Here is a 17,282-nt window from a genome sequence, read left to right on the forward strand (position 1 = left end):
CTTCCATCTCGCCTTTCTCACCCAGGAGTTCGCACATGCTGTCCCGCCGCACCCTCGCCCTGTCCGTCGCCGCGCTCGTGGCCGCGCCCCTGCTCACCGCCTGCGGGGGTGACAGCGATGCCGCGACCGGCACCGGCAAGGGCGGTTCCGAGAAGGTGGGCGGCATCAACATCGGGCCCGACCAGCACCGCATCCGCGCCAGGAAGGTCGACGCGATCGCGGCCGAGCTGCCGGCCGCGGTACGCAAGCGCGGCACGCTCAGGCTCGGCGGCAGCGCCGACGCCTCGCCGCCACTCGGCTTCTACGCCACCGACGACAAGACCCGCATCGGCTCCGAGATCGACCTCGCGACCCTGGTCGCCGACACACTCGGCCTGAAGATCGAGTTCTCCCCGGTGTCCTGGGAGAACCTCTTCGTCGGCCTCGACAGCGGCAAGTTCGACGCCGTCTTCTCGAACGTCACCGTCACGGAGGAGCGCAAGGAGAAGTACGACTTCGCGACCTACCGGCTCGACAACATCGCGTTCGAGGCGAAGAAGGGCACGAGCTGGCGGGTCGAGGAACCCAAGGACGTGGCCGGGAAGACCATCGCCGTCTCCTCCGGCACCAACCAGGAGAAGATCCTCGTCGACTGGAGCAAGCAGGACGAGAAGGCGGGCCTGAAGCCGGTCACCATCAAGTACTTCCAGAAGGACACCGACTACTACCTCGCCCTCCAGTCGGGCCGCATCGACGCCTACCTCGGCCCGAGCCCCAGCGCCGCCTACCACGTGGAGTCCGCGGGCCAGTCGCAGATCATCGGCACGCTCTCCGGTGCCGGGGACCGGATCCAGGGCAAGATCGCCGCCACGACGAAGAAGGACAGCGGACTCGTCGACGCGTACGCCGCAGCCCTCGACCACGTGATCAAGGACGGGTCGTACGGGCGCGTCCTGAAGCGCTGGGGTCTGTCGACCGAGGCGGTCGAGAAGTCGGAGATCAACCCGCCCGGCCTGCCCAAGCCGTAGCCCGCCCGCTGCCCCCGTCCTTCCTCTCCTCGTCCAAGGACCTGCTCATGACTACGTCAACCGGGCGCGGCCTGCTGCATCTCGCGGCGGCCGTCGACCAGCCCGACACCTACGACGCCGATCCGTATCTCACGCTCACGCGCCTCGCGGAACGCGGCGCCCTGGACTTCGTCACCCTCGGGGACTCCTTCGGCCGGCCCGGGCCCGACGCGCTCGCCGTGCTGTCCCGGGTCGCCCCGGCGACCGCCCGCATCGGCCTCGTCCCCACCGTCACCACCACGCACACCGAGCCCTTCCATGTGCAGGCCGCCGTCGCCACCCTCGACTGGGTGAGCCGGGGCCGCGCCGGCTGGCGGCCCGAGGTGTCCGCCACCGAGGAGGAGGCCCGCCTCTTCGGACGCAGGGCCGCCGCGCCCGCCGCGGAGCTGTGGGGCGAGGCCGGTGAAGTCGCCGACGTGGCAACCCGGTTGTGGGACAGCTGGGAGGACGACGCGGAGATCCGCGACGTGGCGACCGGACGTTTCATCGACCGGGAGAAGCTGCACCACGTCGACTTCCAGGGCGCCACGTTCTCCGTGCGCGGTCCCTCCATCGTGCCGCGCCCGCCGCAGGGCCACCCCGTCACGGTCGTCGACACCGCGCAGCAGCACGCGTTCGACGTCGCCGCCCGCCACGCCGACGTCGCCCTGGTGAACGCGGCGGGCCCGGCGCAGGCCGCCGCCGTCCGCGCCGGGCTGCGCCGCCGCGCCGCCGAGTACGGCCGCGATCCCGACGCCCTGCGCGTCCTGGCCGCGCTGCGCATCGACCTCGGCGGCGGGGAGCACGCGGCCGTGCCCGGTCACGGCGGGGGAGGGCCGCTGCCGAGCGAGCTCGGCCCGCTCTACCGGGGCGGCCCGGTCGACCTCGCCGACCTCGTCGCCGCCTGGCACCGCGCCGGCGCCGTGGACGGCTTCCACCTCACGCCGGTCGAGCCGCGCCGTGACCTGGAGCGGCTCGTCAACGGCACGGTGCCGCTGCTCCAGCACCGCGGCCTGTTCCGCACGTTCTATCCGGGCAGCACCTTCAGGGAGCATCTGGGGCTCGCCCGGCCCGCCAACCAGTACGCCGCGCTCGCGGGGGACCCTTCATGACCACAACTGCCGGACGACGCAAGCCCCGCGGCCACAGGCCGCTCAGCAAACAGATCCATCTGGCCGCCCACTTCCCGGGGGTCAACAACACCACCGTCTGGACCGATCCGCTCTCGCGCTCCCAGATCGACTTCGCGTCGTTCGAGCACCTCGCCCGAACCGCCGAGCGCGGCCTGTTCGACTTCTTCTTCCTCGCGGAAGGGCTGCGGCTGCGCGAGCACAAGGGGCGCGTCCACGACCTCGACGTCGTCGGGCGGCCGGAGTCCCTCACCGTCCTGAACGCCCTCGCGGCCGTCACCGAGCGCCTCGGCCTCGCCGCGACCGTCAACGCGACGTTCAACGAGCCCTACGAGACCGCTCGCAGGTTCGCCACGCTGGACCACCTCAGCGGGGGCCGCGCCGCCTGGAACGTCGTCACCTCCTCCGACGCCTTCACCGGCGAGAACTTCCGCCGCGGCGGCTACCTCGACCGGGCGGACCGGTACACGCGCGCCGCCGAGTTCGTCGCCACGGCCCGCGAACTGTGGGACTCCTGGACGCCCGGGGGACAGTCGCGGCCCTTCGCGCACACCGGTCGGCACTTCGACATCGAGGGCGAGTTCACCCTGCCGCGCTCCCCTCAGGGGCACCCGGTCGTCATCCAGGCCGGGGACTCACCCGAGGGGCGCGAGTTCGCGGCGTCGGCGGCCGACGTGATCTTCACGCGACACGGTACGCCGGAGGCGGGCCGCGCGTTCTACGCCGATGTGAAGGGCCGGCTCGCGAAGTACGGGCGCACCGCCGGGGACCTGAAGATCATGCCGGGTGTCACCGTCGTCCTCGGCGACACCGCCGCCGAGGCCCAGGAGCGGGCCGCCGGGATCCGGCGCCGGCAGGTGTCCCCGCAGAACGCGCTCCTCACCCTGGAGCAGATCTGGGGCGTCGACCTGTCCTCGTACGACCCCGACGGGCCGCTGCCGGACATCGATCCGGTCGTCGACTCCGGGCTCTCGCAGGGCCGCACCAAGCGTGGCGACCCCCGTGCCGTCGCCGAGCAGTGGCGGGCTCTGTCGCGCGCCAAGGGCCTGTCCATCCGGCAGACCGTCATCGAGACGACCGCGCGCCAGTCGTTCATCGGCACCCCGCAGGCCGTCGCCGCCGAGCTCGACGAGTTCGTGCAGAGCGACGCGGCCGACGGCTTCATCCTCGTACCGCACCTGACCCCGGGCGGCCTGGACGAATTCGTCGACCAAGTGGTGCCCCTGCTCCAGGAACGCGGGGCGTACCGCACGGAATACACCGGTACGACGCTGCGCTCCCATCTGGGGCTGAGAGAACCCGTACGCCCCGCACGCGAGGAAGGCCTGACCGTATGACCGACGACGCGACCGGCGCAGCCGGCGCCTGGCAGCAGTGGCACGAGCGGCGGACCGCATCCGTCTCCGAGCCCTACGGACCGCTCGCCCTCACCGGCACTTTCTGGCTCGACGACTATCCGGAAGGCAAACTTCCGGCCATTCCCGGGCAGTGGCGGGCCGACGGCGACCGGGTCGTCCTGACCGCCGCCCCAGGGGACGGACTCACCCGCGACGGGCAGCCGCTCACCGGTGAGGTGCGGCTCACGGCAGACGCGCAGGTCGGCCTCGGCGAGCGCCGCCTCGTCGCGATCGTGCGCGAAGGACTGTGGGCCGTACGCGACTTCGACCCGCAGTCGGGGCCGCGGCGCGGCTTCCGCGGCATCGAGGCCACCGCCCACGACCCCCGCTGGACGGTCGAGGGCCGCTTCACGCCGTACGGGACCAGCCGCACGGTCCGTGTCGAGAACGCCGACGGCAAGGTGCGCGGCCTCGGCCTGGGCGGTGAACTGGCCTTCACGCTCGAAGGACAGGACCTCACGCTCCAGGTCGCCGTGCAGGCGGACGGCTCGCTGTGGGCCGTGTTCGCCGACGCCACCAGCGGCGACGGGACCTTCCGGTTCCGCTTCCTGCGGCCCGCCGCGCCCGACGCCGAAGGTCGTACGGGCGTGGACTTCAACCGCGCGGTGCTGCCGCCCTGCGCCTTCGCGGAGCACTTCGTCTGCCCCTTCCCACCGCCCGGCAACACCCTGCCGGTCAAGATCGAGGCCGGCGAACGGAACCTCGTCGCGCGTACCTCCGTCTGACAGGGGAGCCGAGCCCCGGCGGCCTGCGAACCACCGCAGCAGCCGCCGGGGCATGTGGACGTGTACCGGACGGACGGCCGAAAGGCGCCCTTGTGCCGGTCAGTTGAAACGCCGAATACTCCCGAGCAGCGCTTGTCAGGGGCACCGCATCTTCGGAACATTCCGGAATCCGGAATCCGAACGACGGGCCGCTGGCTGCGCCTCACGGGCCCCGACCCCACGCGGGCCCCCGACTTCCCTCGGGAGGAACGACCAGTGAGGATCAAGCGCACCACCCCCCGCAGTGGCATATCGAGACGCGCCCGGATGATCTCCGTGGCCTCCGGACTCGTCGCCATCGGCGCACTCGCCGTCCCCACGGCCAGCGCGTCGGACGCGCCCGTCGCGCACACCTTCAGCGCGACCCAGCTCACCCAGGCCGGCACGTCCGTCCTGAAGTCCGATGTACCCGGCACCGCCTGGGCGGTCGACCAGAAGACCAAGCAGGTCGTCGTCACCGCCGACAGCACGGTCTCCCAGGCCGAGATCGCCAGGATCCAGAAGGCGGCCGGCAGCAACGCGGGCGCCCTGAAGATCGAGCGCACCCCCGGCACGTTCAAGAAGCTGGTCTCCGGCGGCGACGCCATCTATGCGAGTAGCTGGCGCTGCTCGCTCGGCTTCAACGTCCGCTCGGGCAGCACCTACTACTTCCTGACCGCGGGCCACTGCACCGACGGCGCCGGTACCTGGTGGTCGAACTCGTCCCACTCGACGACGATCGGGTCGACCGCGGGATCCAGCTTCCCGGGCAACGACTACGGCATCGTCAGGTACAGCACCACGGGGACCCCGCCCGGAACGGTCGGCAGCCAGGACATCACCGGTGCGGCCACGCCTTCCGTGGGGACCACGGTCACCCGGCGCGGCTCGACCACCGGTATCCACAGCGGCCGCGTCACCGCGCTCAACGCCACCGTGAACTACGGCGGCGGCGACATCGTCTCCGGCCTCATCCAGACCACGGTCTGCGCCGAGCCCGGCGACTCCGGCGGCCCGCTCTACGGCGGCTCCACCGCGTACGGCCTGACCTCCGGCGGCAGCGGCAACTGCACCTCCGGCGGTACGACCTTCTTCCAGCCGGTCACCGAGGCGCTGAGTGCGTACGGAGTGAGCGTCTACTGATCCGTGGGCGTCGACTGACGGACACGGTCTGACCTGCAGCAGGCAGCAGGGAGCCCCCGCACGGCAACTGCCGTGCGGGGGCTCGCTCTTGCGCGCGTTCCGGAGTTACCTTCGAAGGGGAAACCGTCGAAAGCGCCGCCTTCGAAAGCGGCACCTTCGAGAAGCCTGCCTGAGTGCCTGGGTCCGAACCCTGGAGGCCTCCATGGTCGAGCAGCTGCTGGCGGCGGGAGCCGCCGCGTGCGCTGTCGTGATCTACGCGACGGCGGCGGCGCGTGTCGTCAAACAGTACGAGCGGGGAGTGGTCTTCCGGCTGGGGCGGCTGCGACCGGATGTGCGCGGTCCGGGGTTCACGATGATCGTGCCGTTCGTGGACCGGCTCCGTAAGGTCAACATGCAGATCGTCACGATGCCGGTGCCCGCACAGGACGGCATCACCCGCGACAACGTCACGGTGCGGGTCGACGCCGTCATCTACTTCAAGGTGACCGACGCGTCCGAGGCCGTCGTACAGGTGGAGGACTACCGGTTCGCCGTCTCCCAGATGGCTCAGACGTCACTGCGGTCCATCATCGGCAAGAGCGACCTCGACGACCTCCTCTCGAACCGCGAACAGCTCAACCAGGGACTCGAGTTGATGATCGACAGCCCGGCTGTCGGCTGGGGTGTGCAGATCGACCGCGTCGAGATCAAGGACGTGTCGCTGCCCGAGACCATGAAGCGCTCGATGTCGCGGCAGGCCGAGGCGGAGCGTGAGCGGCGCGCCCGGATCATCAACGCCGACGCCGAACTCCAGGCCTCCAGAAAGCTCGCCGAGGCCGCCGCCGAGATGTCCGAACAGCCCGCGGCACTCCAACTCCGGCTCCTGCAGACCGTGGTGGCCGTCGCCGCCGAGAAGAACTCGACCCTCGTACTGCCGTTCCCGGTCGAGCTCCTGCGCTTCCTGGAGCGGGCGACCCCGGGGGACGCGGTGCGGCAGCCGGGCGCCGAACAGCCGCCGATTCCCGGCCCGGTGACATCGGAATCAGGACAGGACTAGACCTCACCCTTTGCGGACCGCCCCTCTGCGCGGAGTGTTTGCAGTGGGAATCGACGTGGTGCGACAGGCGTGTGACGGGGGTGCACGCGGCCGGAGGAGCGCATAGCGTCAGTCGCACGCGCGTCCTGAAGTCGACCTTGTGTGTCCCCTGTGGCCGTCGGGATAGTGGGCGCGTCAACCTACGGGACCGGCTCACCCCACAGCGGTCGGTTCCGACCCCCCACAGGAGGACGAGAGTTGAAGCACCGACGCATACCCAAGCGGCGTGCCGCCGCGGTAGGAGCGGGCATCGCCGCCCTGGTCGCCGCGGGAGTCACCTTCCAGACTGCGAACGCGAGCACGGACACCCCTGATGTGGCCCCGCAGACCCTGTCGATCGCGAAGGCCGGAAATCTCGCCTCGTCCCTGACCAAGGACCTCGGCGCGGACTCGGCGGGCACGTACTACGACGCGAAGGCCAAGCACCTCGTCGTGAACGTCCTGAACAAGGACGCGGCGGACATCGCGCGGGCGGCCGGAGCCAAGGTCAGAGTCGTCGAGAACTCCCTGGCCGAGCTCAAGAGCGCCCGCACCACCCTGAAGCAGGACGCGACGATCCCCGGCACCTCGTGGGCGGTCGACCCGGCCACCAACAAGGTCGTCGTCACCGCCGACCGCACGGTCGACACCGCCGCGTGGAACAAACTCGGCAAGGTCGTCGACGGCCTCGGCGCCAAGGCCGAACTCCAGCGCACCAAGGGGGAGTTCAAGCCCCTCATCGCGGGCGGTGACGCCATCACCGGCAGCGGCGGCCGGTGCTCCCTCGGCTTCAACGTGGTCAAGGGCGGCCAGCCGTACTTCATCACGGCCGGCCACTGCACCGAGGCGATCTCCACCTGGTCGGACTCCGACGGCAAGGAGATCGGCGCGAACGAGCAGTCCAGCTTCCCGGACAACGACTTCGGCCTGGTCAAGTACGCCGCCGGCGTCGAGCACCCGAGCGAGGTCGACCTCTACAACGGCTCCACGCAGCCGATCACCAAGGCGGGCGACGCGACCGTCGGCATGAAGGTGACCCGCAGCGGCTCCACGACCCAGGTCCACGACGGCACCGTCACCGGCCTGGACGCCACCGTGAACTACGGCAACGGCGACGTCGTCAACGGACTCATCCAGACCGACGTCTGCGCCGAGCCCGGCGACAGCGGCGGCTCGCTCTTCTCGGGCGACACCGCGATCGGCCTCACCTCGGGCGGCAGCGGCGACTGCACCTCCGGCGGGGAGACCTTCTTCCAGCCGGTGACGGAGGCGCTGTCCACGTTCGGCGCCGAGATCGGCTGACGTAACGACAGTGAGTCGGCGCGACAGCGCGACACAGGGGGCCGGCCCGTCACCGACGGGCCGGCCCCTCACGTTCTGAGTGTCCGGGGCGCCCCGGGGCCCGGCTTCCGCCTGGCGCGGAACACGGAGGCGGCCATCGTGATCACGATGCCGGCGACCGCCCACGCGGCCAGCACCAGAAGCGGCCCGGTGACCGCGTTGCCCTTGAAGTAGGCGATGGAGCGGGCCACCCAGGTACCCGCGCCCGGCGGCAGTGCCGGGCCGATCGCCTTCCAGAAGGGCGGCAGCATCGGCAGCGGGAAGGCGCCGCCCGCGCTCGGGTTGCCCGCGACCACCACGAGCAGGATCGCCAGGCCGATGCCCACGATGCCGAAGAGTCCCTGAAGGGCGAGCGTCGCGGCGCCGACCGCGAAGATGATCAGTGCGCCGAGCCCCCACAGCGCCATGATGCTGCCGGGCAGCGCGCCGAGGACCGGTCCGACGATCACGGCGCCGCCGAGCCCGCCGACGATCGACACGAGCGCCATGGTGACCAGCCGGATGACCGTGCGCCGCGGGTCGGCGGGTCGGGCGCCCGTGCTGATCGCCAGGACCGAGGCGCACAGATAGCCGCCGACGCACCAGCCGACGACCAGATAGAAGGACGACAGGCCGTCGAAGTCCTGAGGTGAGGCCGGAGCCACGTCGACGGTCCGCACCGTCCGGTGCTGGGCCGCCTCCAGTGCGGTGATGAGCCCGTCGAGTGCGGAGGAGAGGACGGTGCCGCCGCCGGAGGCGACCAGGAGGGTGTCGGTGGTGCCCCGGGGGTCGATGATCAGAGCCCCGTAGACGTCCCTGTTCATGACCTTGTCGCGGGCCGCGGCCGCCCCGGTGACCGTCCGCGGGTCGAGCGGACTGCCGGGGAGCCGGTCCAGCCGGTCCGCGGTCTGCTGTGCGACGGCCGGGACCGGCGCGGTGACACCGAACGCCACGTCCTTCGGCTTCGGGTTGTGCAGGGCCCCCACATAGGAAGCGATGAAGAGCAGCTGGAGGGCGATCACGCCGATGACGAGCAGCGCGGCCCGCGGTGTGACGGCGCTCTTCACCTCGTCGGGGAAGGACCCGCGCGGGGGTCCGGGCGGGGTGTCGGCTGTCTGGGTCATGCCCTCACGGTCCGGGGAGCCCGGTCCGTACGCAGGCGGGGTGGGTCTGAACGGGTGCCCGGGGCAGCGGCCCCGTCCGGATGTCGTACACACGTTCGATACTTGGTCTATGGTGGTGGTGGGGAGGCGAGGGCAGGTCGGTTCGAGGTGTGCAGGAGGTGCGCGTGCCAGGGTTCACGCATTTGCACACCGTCTCCGGGTTCTCCCTCAGATACGGGGCCTCGCACCCGGAGCGGCTGGCCGGGCGTGCCTCCGAGCGGGGCATGGACGCGCTCGCCCTCACCGACCGGGACACCCTCGCGGGCTCGGTCAGGTTCGCCAAGGCCTGCGTGAAGGCAGGGGTACGGCCACTGTTCGGGACGGACCTCGCGGTGAGCGGCCCCCCGCCGACCGCCTCGGCCGCGTCGGGCCACGCCCCGGCCGAGCGGCGCAGGCAGCCCGTGCGCGGTGGTGCCTTCATCGACGAGTCGACCCCGCGCGTGACCTTCCTCGCCCGCGAGGGAGCGAGGGGCTGGGCCTCCCTGTGCCGTCTGGTCACCGCCGCCCACGCCACCGGCGAGCCCCGGCTGACCTGGGAGGACAACCACGGCGACGGTCTGACCGTGCTGCTCGGGCCCGCGTCCGACGTCGGCCGCGCGCTCGCCGCGGGCCGCCCCGACCGCGCCGCGCGCCTCCTCGCCCCCTGGCGCGAGATCTACGGCGACGCCCTGCGCCTCGAAGCCGTCCACCACGGCCGCGAGGGCGCGGGCCCCGGATCCCTGCGCCTGGCCGCCCGCACCGTCGGCTTCGCCGCCGAACAGGGCATCCGCCCCGTCCTCACCAACGACGTCCGGTACGCCGACCCGGGCCTCGGTCCGGTCGCCGACGTCCTCGACGCCGCGCGCCGCCTCGTCCCGGTCGACCCCCGGAAGGAACTCGACAGCGGAGAGCGCTGGCTGAAGGACGCCGACGCCATGCTGATGACGGCCGAACGGGTGGTGGAGGCGGCGGGCTTCCGCCGCGACGCCGCGTACCGGCTGCTCGAACAGACCAACGCCGCGGCGGCGGAATGCCGCGTCGATCCCGAGGACGACCTCGGCATCGGCTCCGTGCACTTCCCCGAACCGCGGCTCGTCGGCGCCGGTCGCCGCACCGCGCAGAGGGTCCTCGCGTCGCGGGCGGCGGCGGGGATGCTGCGCCTCGGGTACGACCGGAAACGGGAGTACTGGGAGCGCATGCACCGCGAGTTGGACATCATCGCCCACCACGGCTTCGCCACGTACTTCCTGACGGTGTCCCAAGTCGTCGACGACGTAAGGAACATGGGCATCCGGGTCGCCGCACGCGGCTCCGGCGCCGGGTCCCTGGTCAACCATCTGCTCGGCATCGCGCACGCGGACCCGGTCGAACACGGCCTCCTCATGGAGCGGTTCCTGTCCAAGCGCCGCTCCGTCCTGCCCGACATCGACATCGACGTGGAGTCCGCCCGGCGCCTGGAGGTCTACCGGGCGATCATCGGCCGGTTCGGCGCCGAGCGCGTCGCGACCGTCTCGATGCCGGAGACGTACCGCGTCCGCCATGCCGTACGCGATGTGGGCGCCGCTTTGTCCATGGACCCGGCCGACATCGACCGGATCGCCAAGTCCTTCCCGCACATCAGGGCCCGCGACGCGCGGGCCGCGCTGGAGGAATTGCCCGAACTGCGGGAACTGGCAGGGGAGTCCAGGCAGGGCGGGGACCGGTACGGACGCATGTGGGAGCTGGTCGAGGCGCTCGACGCGCTGCCGCGCGGTATCGCCATGCACCCGTGCGGGGTGCTGCTCTCGGACGCCTCGCTGCTCGCCCGTACGCCCGTCATGCCGACCAGCGGCGAGGGCTTCCCCATGTCGCAGTTCGACAAGGAGGACGTCGAGGACCTCGGCCTGCTCAAGCTCGACGTCCTCGGGGTGCGGATGCAGTCGGCGATGGCGCACGCGGTCGCGGAGACCGAGCGGGCGACCGGCTCCACGGTGGACCTGGACGCGGTGGCGCCCGGTGACCCGGAGACGTACCGGCTCATCAAGTCCACCGAGACGCTGGGCTGTTTCCAGATCGAGTCCCCGGGCCAGAGGGACCTGGTGGGGCGGCTCCAGCCGGCCACCTTCCACGACCTCGTGGTGGACATCTCGCTGTTCCGCCCGGGTCCCGTCGCCGCCGACATGGTGCGGCCGTTCATCGAGGCGCGGCACGGGCGCGCCCCGGTCCGCTATCCGCACCGCGACCTGGAGGGGCCCCTGAAGGAGACGTACGGGGTCGTCGTCTTCCACGAGCAGATCATCGAGATCGTGAACATCATGACGGGATGCGGCCGCGACGAGGCGGACCGGGTCAGGCGGGGGCTGTCCGACCCCGATGCGCAGGGGCGCATCCGGTTCTGGTTCGCACAGCAGGCGGCGGCGCACGGATACGACGCCGAGACCATCGCCCGCACCTGGGAGATCGTCGAGGCCTTCGGGTCGTACGGGTTCTGCAAGGCGCACGCCGTCGCCTTCGCGGTGCCGACCTATCAGTCGGCGTGGCTGAAGGCCCATCACCCGGCCGCGTTCTACGCGGGGTTGCTCACGCACGACCCCGGGATGTACCCGAAGCGGCTGATCCTCGCGGACGCGCGGCGCCGCGGGGTGCCGGTCCTTCCCTTGGACGTGAACAAGTCCGCGGTCACTCACCGTATCGAACTGGTGTCCGATAAAGGGGGCGGCGGTCGCGAGAGCGGCGGTCGCGAGGACGGTGGTCGCAAAGAGGAGAAGTGGGGTGTGCGGCTCGCGCTCTCCGACGTGCACGGGATCAGCGAGGCCGAGGCGGCCCGCATCGAGGAGGGGCAGCCGTACTCCTCGCTGCTCGACTTCTGGGAGCGGGCGAGGCCCAGCCGGCCACTCGCGCAGCGGCTCGCCCAGGTCGGCGGGCTCGACGCGTTCGGCGCCAACCGGCGTGACCTGCAACTGCACCTGACGGAACTGCACCGGGGAACGCGCGGGCCCCGGGGTGCCCGCGGTGCCCAACTGCCTCTGTCCGGCGGCCACGGGACCGCGCCGGCCGGGCTGCCCGACCTCGGCGACGCCGAGCGGCTCAGCGCCGAACTCGGGGTGCTCGGGATGGACGCCTCCCGCCATCTCATGGGCGACCACGAGAAGTTCCTCGAGGAGCTGGGGGTGCTGACAGCGCGCCGCCTGCGTGAGGCCGAGCACGGCAGGGTCGTACTGGTCGCGGGCGCCAAGGTCGCCACGCAGACCCCGCCGATCCGCTCCGGCAAGCGCGTCATCTTCACGACCCTGGACGACGGCACGGGCCTGGTCGACCTGGCCTTCTTCGACGACGCGCACGCCGCGTGCGCGCACACCGTCTTCCACTCGTGGCTGCTCCTCGTCCGCGGCACGGTCCAGCGGCGCGGCCCGCGCAGCCTCAGCGTGGTGGGCGCGGCCGCGTGGAACCTCGCGGACCTGGTGGAGGTGCGCCGGCAGGGCGGCCTCGACGCGGTGGCGCTGCGGCTGGCGGAGCCGCCCGAACAGCCGCCGTCCGACGAGGACGACCCGGTCGACGGCCGCCGCATCCGCATGGCCACCGGATACGAGATGCACCCCTGGGCCGACCTGCGCCCGGCGGGCGACGGTCAGTCCGGGCCACCGCGCAAACTGTGGCACCAGAGCCCCGGGAGCGCGGGATGACCACTCTGTACGTACGGTTCCTGCTGCCGCCCATGTACGAGGCGGTGCTGCCCCAACTGATCGCTCTGCTGGGCGAGTTCAGCCCGACGGTCGAGGCGCTGCCGCCCGACGCAGCCCTCGTGGACCTGGGCGGGGCGGTGCGCTACTTCGGGCGGGACGCCGTCGAACTCGCCGCGGTGATCAGGGTGCGGGCGCTCGCCCTGTACGGGGTGGAGTGTGTGATCGGCGCGGGCCCCGGCCCGATGCTGGCGCGGATGGCGGCGCGGACGGCCTCGCCCGGGGTGACCAGGGTGGTTCCGGGAGACCCCGGCGCCGTGGCGGAGTTCCTCGCCGGGCAGCCGGTCGCCGCGCTGCCCGGCGTCGGCGCCGCCACCGCCCGCACCCTGTGCGAATACGGGCTCGACACCGTCGACAGGGTGGCGGCCGCCCCGCAGGGCACCCTGCAACGGCTCACCACCGCCCGCATCGGCCGTGAACTGCACGAGAGGGCGCGCGGCGTCGACCGCACCCGGGTCACCCCCAACGCCGCCACGCGGTCCACCGCCGCCGAACGCCCCTTCCCGCGCGACGAACTCGACCCGTACCGGCACCGCCGCGCCCTGCTCTCCCTCGCCGACGAGCTGGGTGCCCGGCTCCGAGACGGGAAGCAGGTGTGCCGCTCGCTGACCCTCACCGTGCGCTACGCCGACCGGTCCACGACGACCCGCAGCCGTACGCTTCCCGAGCCCACCGCGCACACGACCGCGCTGTCCACGGCCGCGTACCGGATGTACGAGGCGCTCGGCCTGCAGCGGGCCAGGGTGCGGGCGCTCGGTCTGCGGGCGGAGGGGCTCCGCCCGGTGGAGGGTTCCGCCCGCCAGCTGACCTTCGACCCCGCGGACGAGAAGGCGCGGGCGCTGGAGGCGGTGGCCGACCGGGCCCGGGCGCGGTTCGGACCCGGGGCGATCGTGCCCGGCCGGCTCGCGGCGTGAGCCCCTACCGGGCCCAGGGCGGAGTGACGCGCGAGCCGTCGGCCAGCACGGCCTCCAGGCCCACGGACGTCGTGACCCACATGGCGGCGGGCAGGTCGCCCGGGTTCTCGACGGTGAGGGTCGCGCCCGGATTGACGATCGCGGTGTCGCCCGCGGCGAGCGTGTCCGTGCGCCCGTCGACCGTGAAGCGCAGGCTGCCGCTGAGCACGTGCAGGATCTCCTCGCGGGACACCGTGTGGGCGACACCCGGGGTGCCCGCCGGGATCTCGGCCCGCCAGGCGCACAGCTCCTTGCTGCCGGTGGCGGGCTTGGCGTACGAGACGAAACGGACGCCGTGCATCTCGTGGACGGCGGCTTCGGACGCGCGGACGACTGGCATGGCGACTCCCCGTGGTTCGGCCGGCCAAGTGGCTCGGCCGGCCAGTCGAATGGTCAAGCAACTTGACTACATAGTCAGGCAGCTTGACCAAATCGTCAAGGGTGTTTGAATGGCTCCGTGCAGAACTCCGAGGCCATGGCCCTCTCCGCCGCCCTGCTCTCCGCCGCCGGGGAACTGACGCAACGCATCCATGAAGGGGTCGTCGCCCGCGGCTTCGAGGGGCTGCGGCCCGCACACGGATTCGCGTTCGCGCGGCTCTCCTGGGGCGGCGCGACCGCCACCGACCTCGCCGCGCATCTGGGGGTCACCAAGCAGGCCGCGAGCCAGCTCGTCGACGAGCTGGTGCGCAAGGGCTACGTCGAGCGCCGGCCTCACCCGGACGACGCCCGCGCCCGGCTCGTCGTCATGACCGAACGCGGCTGGGCGTGCGCGCGGGCCGCGGAGGAGTCCGCCGCCGACGCGGTGCGACCGTGGGTCGAGCGGCTCGGTGAGCGCAAGGCCCGGGTGCTGCTCGACCAGTTGACCGCCGTCGCGCCCGACGGGCCCATCAGGCCCACCTGGTGACATCACGTCAGCATCGGGAGCGTCCAGTCGACACGAAGAGTTTTTACTGACGCGTAACTTCACTCTTTTACTACTGGCGCGTAATTTACTGGCAGTACAGCATCCTCGTGATCCGGATCACAGGGCACGCACCCCACATCGCCACTCCCTTGAGCCGCAAGGAGATCACACGATGCTGCCCCGGAACTGGAAACGTGCGGTCAGATCCCTGACCGCGGCCCTGTTGCTCACGGCCGCGGCCACCGCGGTCCCCGCCGCCGCCCACGCCGCCGCCCCCAGCAGAGGCTGGAACAACTACAGCTGCAAGCCGTCCGCCGCCCACCCGCGCCCCGTCGTCCTCGTCCACGGCACCTTCGGGAACTCCGTCGACAACTGGCTCGTCCTCGCCCCCTACCTGGTGAACCGCGGCTACTGCGTCTTCTCGCTCGACTACGGACAGCTGCCCGGCGTCCCGCTGTTCAACGGCCTCGGCCCGATCGACAAGTCGGCGGGCCAGCTCGACACGTTCGTCGACAAGGTGCTCGCCGCCACCGGCGCCCCCAAGGCCGACCTCGTCGGCCACTCGCAGGGCGGCATGATGCCCCGCTACTACCTCAAGTTCCTCGGCGGCGCCGCGAAGGTGAACTCCCTCGTCGGTATCGCGCCCGACAACCACGGCACCACCCTGAACGGCCTGACCAATCTCCTGCCGTACTTCCCCGGGGCCGGTGACCTGCTGACCCTCGCCACCCCCGGCCTCGCCGACCAGATGGCGGGCTCCCCGTTCATCACCAAGCTCAACCAGGGCGGGGACACCGTCCCAGGCGTCCACTACACCGTCATCGCGACCAAGTACGACGAGGTCGTCACCCCGTACGGCACCCAGTTCCTGAGCGGCCCCGACGTCCACAACGTCAAGCTCCAGGACCTGTGCGCCGTAGACCTGTCCGAGCACGTCGCCATCGGCACCATCGACCGCGTCGCCTTCCACGAGGTCGCGAACGCCCTCGACCCGGCCCACGCCACCGCCACCACCTGCGCCTCGGCGGTGAGTTGAGCCCGGAGCAGCGAGAGAGGCAAAAGGGCCGCCGTCCCCAGGAGTGGGCAGGGGGACGGCGGCCCGGCTGTGGGCGTCAGCGACTGTGGCGCCCGCCCGCCACGGAGCGGCGCCGCACCGACGCGAACATCGTCGCGGCACCGACCGCCAGGACCGCGGCGCCGCCCATCGCGATGTACGGGGTGGTGCTGTCGCCGCCGGTCTCGGCGAGGTTCTCGTCGGCGAGAGGCTTCGTGACGCCGCCCTTCGCCTCGGGCCCGCTGCCGCCCGTCGAGGCATCGGCGGCCGGCGCCGCGGACTCCTCGGCCTGCGGCTCGGCGCTGCCCCCGGCGGCATCGTGGTGGTGCTCCACGGACGACTTGCCCGCGCCGTCCGCGATCTCCTGGTCGGAGGGCGCGGAGGCGGTGGGAGCGGTCGCACCGGCCCCGCTGTCCTTGCCGAACACCACGTCGGAGCAGGTGTAGAAGGCCTCGGGGGAGTCGGAGCGCTGCCAGATCGAGTAGATGAGGTGGCGGCCCGACCGCGCCGGGACGTCACCGTCGAAGACGTAGTCGCCGTTCTCCATCTTCGGGTCGGTGACCTTGACGAAGGGCTGCGCCTCCAGGTCCGACCACTTCAGCGGCTTCGTCGGGTCGTACGAGTCCTTGGTGATGTACAGCTCGAACGAGCCCTTGTGCGGGGCCGTTCCCTTGTAGTGGAACGTGTGGCTGCCCGCCGACATCGGGCTCGACGGCCAGTCGGCGCGCGGAAGATCGAGCCCCTTGTACTTGTCGTTGCCCGCGCTGCACAGCTTGCCGTCGGGGATGATCTCCTTCGACTTGCCCGCGGCGTTCGCGATGTTGACCGCGTTCCAGTCGTAGAAGGCCTGCGCGCCACTGGCCGCGACGGCGGCCTTGCACGCCGCGGACTGCGGGCTCTCCGGGCCCTCCGCGTAGCAGGCGGAGACGCGGCTGACCGGGTCCGTCATCGAGCCGTGCGCCGACGCGGGCGCGGCGGCCAGCGCGGTCAGGGCGAACGGGACGGCACCTGCGACGGCGAACGTGGCGGCCTTGCGGCGAACTGACATGAGTGGGACTCCTCAACGGCGGTTCAGGGGTGGGGGGACGGGCCGCGGCGACGGCCCCGGCGGTGAGAAAGCTAGCCCCTGAAATCCGCGGAATCGCCTGATGAGGGCGGGCGATGGCGATCTTTATGGTGCGTTTAAGGGAGGGCTAATCGGGGGCTGAGGGTGGGCGCTCAAGGTGGGCTCGCTGACCTGCATGAAACGCCTAAAGCAGTCCGTGACAGTCCACTGGCGTCCAGTACGTGACGCGTCGTTTGGCTCCCCGTTTGGCTCCCCGGGAGCGCCCGCCATGTATGCGGGACCTCGGGTGTCCTCGACGAGGGCGCGCCCGTTGCTGCCGCCTTCGTCCGCGCCGGCTGGTCGTCACGCTCGTCGTCCTGGCACGGCTACGAGGTGGAGACCAGCTGGGGGCAAAACGAGCTGGACCCGATCGAGGAGCGAAAGGGGCCTGCTCAACGGAGCCATCGACCCGCAGCTCGCCAGCCTGCTCAGCCGCTTCGGCCGGCGGTTCACCCTGGAATTGCGCGACGACGCCGGCGCCTTGTTGCGAGAGATACGGGCCTGAGCCCCAACGAGTGAGCGTGGCCCCTGGATCCGTGAGGGCCTTCGCCGCTTGTGCGGGCTGACCTGGGGCGATGCCACCAAGATCCTGT

General features: G+C 71.6%; 14 protein-coding genes. 11 read left to right on the top strand and 3 right to left on the bottom strand.

All coding sequences use genetic code 11. The features are described 5' to 3' along the window. Nucleotides 1–35: 35 nt before the first annotated feature. From OHO83_RS34035 to OHO83_RS34065, 7 genes are all read left to right on the top strand, one after another. Nucleotides 36–1,007, top strand: a complete 972-nt coding sequence (locus OHO83_RS34035) for an ABC transporter substrate-binding protein (RefSeq protein WP_266668871.1) — start codon at nucleotides 36–38, stop codon at nucleotides 1,005–1,007. A 47-nt stretch (nucleotides 1,008–1,054) separates the two neighbouring features. After that, nucleotides 1,055–2,137, top strand: coding sequence for an LLM class flavin-dependent oxidoreductase (locus tag OHO83_RS34040; RefSeq protein ID WP_329435830.1), 1,083 nt, complete (start codon nucleotides 1,055–1,057; stop codon nucleotides 2,135–2,137). Then, nucleotides 2,134–3,492, top strand: a complete 1,359-nt coding sequence (locus OHO83_RS34045; RefSeq protein ID WP_266668867.1) for an NtaA/DmoA family FMN-dependent monooxygenase — start codon at nucleotides 2,134–2,136, stop codon at nucleotides 3,490–3,492. The genes OHO83_RS34040 and OHO83_RS34045 overlap by 4 nt, the downstream gene beginning before the upstream one ends. Further along, entirely contained in the window at nucleotides 3,489–4,277 is a 789-nt protein-coding gene (locus tag OHO83_RS34050) for a DUF1684 domain-containing protein (protein ID WP_266668865.1), read from the top strand. The genes OHO83_RS34045 and OHO83_RS34050 overlap by 4 nt, the downstream gene beginning before the upstream one ends. Nucleotides 4,278–4,532: 255 nt before the next feature. Next, the gene (locus OHO83_RS34055) at nucleotides 4,533–5,438 is read left to right on the top strand and encodes a S1 family peptidase (RefSeq protein WP_266668863.1); all 906 of its coding nucleotides are present in this window, start codon (nucleotides 4,533–4,535) and stop codon (nucleotides 5,436–5,438) included. A gap of 202 nt (nucleotides 5,439–5,640) precedes the next feature. Beyond that, a complete protein-coding gene (locus OHO83_RS34060; RefSeq protein ID WP_329435833.1) occupies nucleotides 5,641–6,474 on the top strand; it encodes a slipin family protein in 834 nt (277 codons plus the stop codon). A 237-nt stretch (nucleotides 6,475–6,711) separates the two neighbouring features. Next, nucleotides 6,712–7,794, top strand: coding sequence for a S1 family peptidase (locus OHO83_RS34065; protein WP_266668859.1), 1,083 nt, complete (start codon nucleotides 6,712–6,714; stop codon nucleotides 7,792–7,794). Between the two features lie 68 nt (nucleotides 7,795–7,862). Here the strand turns inward: OHO83_RS34065 and OHO83_RS34070 are convergent, their stop codons facing one another. Then, a complete protein-coding gene (locus tag OHO83_RS34070; RefSeq protein ID WP_330280198.1) occupies nucleotides 7,863–8,936 on the bottom strand; it encodes a DUF3533 domain-containing protein in 1,074 nt (357 codons plus the stop codon). A gap of 164 nt (nucleotides 8,937–9,100) precedes the next feature. Here OHO83_RS34070 and OHO83_RS34075 point away from each other — a divergent pair, with 164 nt between their 5' ends. Together OHO83_RS34075 and OHO83_RS34080 are read left to right on the top strand one after the other, a co-directional pair. Continuing rightward, the gene (locus OHO83_RS34075; RefSeq protein ID WP_330280199.1) at nucleotides 9,101–12,616 is read left to right on the top strand and encodes a DNA polymerase III subunit alpha; all 3,516 of its coding nucleotides are present in this window, start codon (nucleotides 9,101–9,103) and stop codon (nucleotides 12,614–12,616) included. After that, nucleotides 12,613–13,587, top strand: coding sequence for a DNA polymerase Y family protein (locus tag OHO83_RS34080; protein ID WP_330280200.1), 975 nt, complete (start codon nucleotides 12,613–12,615; stop codon nucleotides 13,585–13,587). The genes OHO83_RS34075 and OHO83_RS34080 overlap by 4 nt, the downstream gene beginning before the upstream one ends. Nucleotides 13,588–13,591: 4 nt before the next feature. On the opposite strand, the gene OHO83_RS34085 is transcribed toward OHO83_RS34080, so the two are convergent. Further along, complete coding sequence (locus OHO83_RS34085; protein ID WP_266668852.1) at nucleotides 13,592–13,966, bottom strand: cupin domain-containing protein; 375 nt, start codon at nucleotides 13,964–13,966, stop codon at nucleotides 13,592–13,594. 117 nt (nucleotides 13,967–14,083) lie between these two features. Here OHO83_RS34085 and OHO83_RS34090 point away from each other — a divergent pair, with 117 nt between their 5' ends. Next, nucleotides 14,084–14,530 carry a MarR family winged helix-turn-helix transcriptional regulator gene (locus OHO83_RS34090; protein ID WP_266668850.1) on the top strand — a complete coding sequence of 149 codons (447 nt, stop codon included), beginning with the start codon at nucleotides 14,084–14,086 and terminating at the stop codon, nucleotides 14,528–14,530. 172 nt (nucleotides 14,531–14,702) lie between these two features. Beyond that, entirely contained in the window at nucleotides 14,703–15,566 is an 864-nt protein-coding gene (locus OHO83_RS34095; RefSeq protein WP_330280201.1) for an esterase/lipase family protein, read from the top strand. A 76-nt stretch (nucleotides 15,567–15,642) separates the two neighbouring features. Here OHO83_RS34095 and OHO83_RS34100 read toward each other — a convergent pair whose 3' ends face one another. After that, entirely contained in the window at nucleotides 15,643–16,632 is a 990-nt protein-coding gene (locus tag OHO83_RS34100; RefSeq protein ID WP_266668846.1) for a lytic polysaccharide monooxygenase, read from the bottom strand. Nucleotides 16,633–17,282: the final 650 nt, after the last annotated feature.

Source organism: Streptomyces sp. NBC_00569 (assembly GCF_036345255.1).
Classification (GTDB): domain Bacteria; phylum Actinomycetota; class Actinomycetes; order Streptomycetales; family Streptomycetaceae; genus Streptomyces.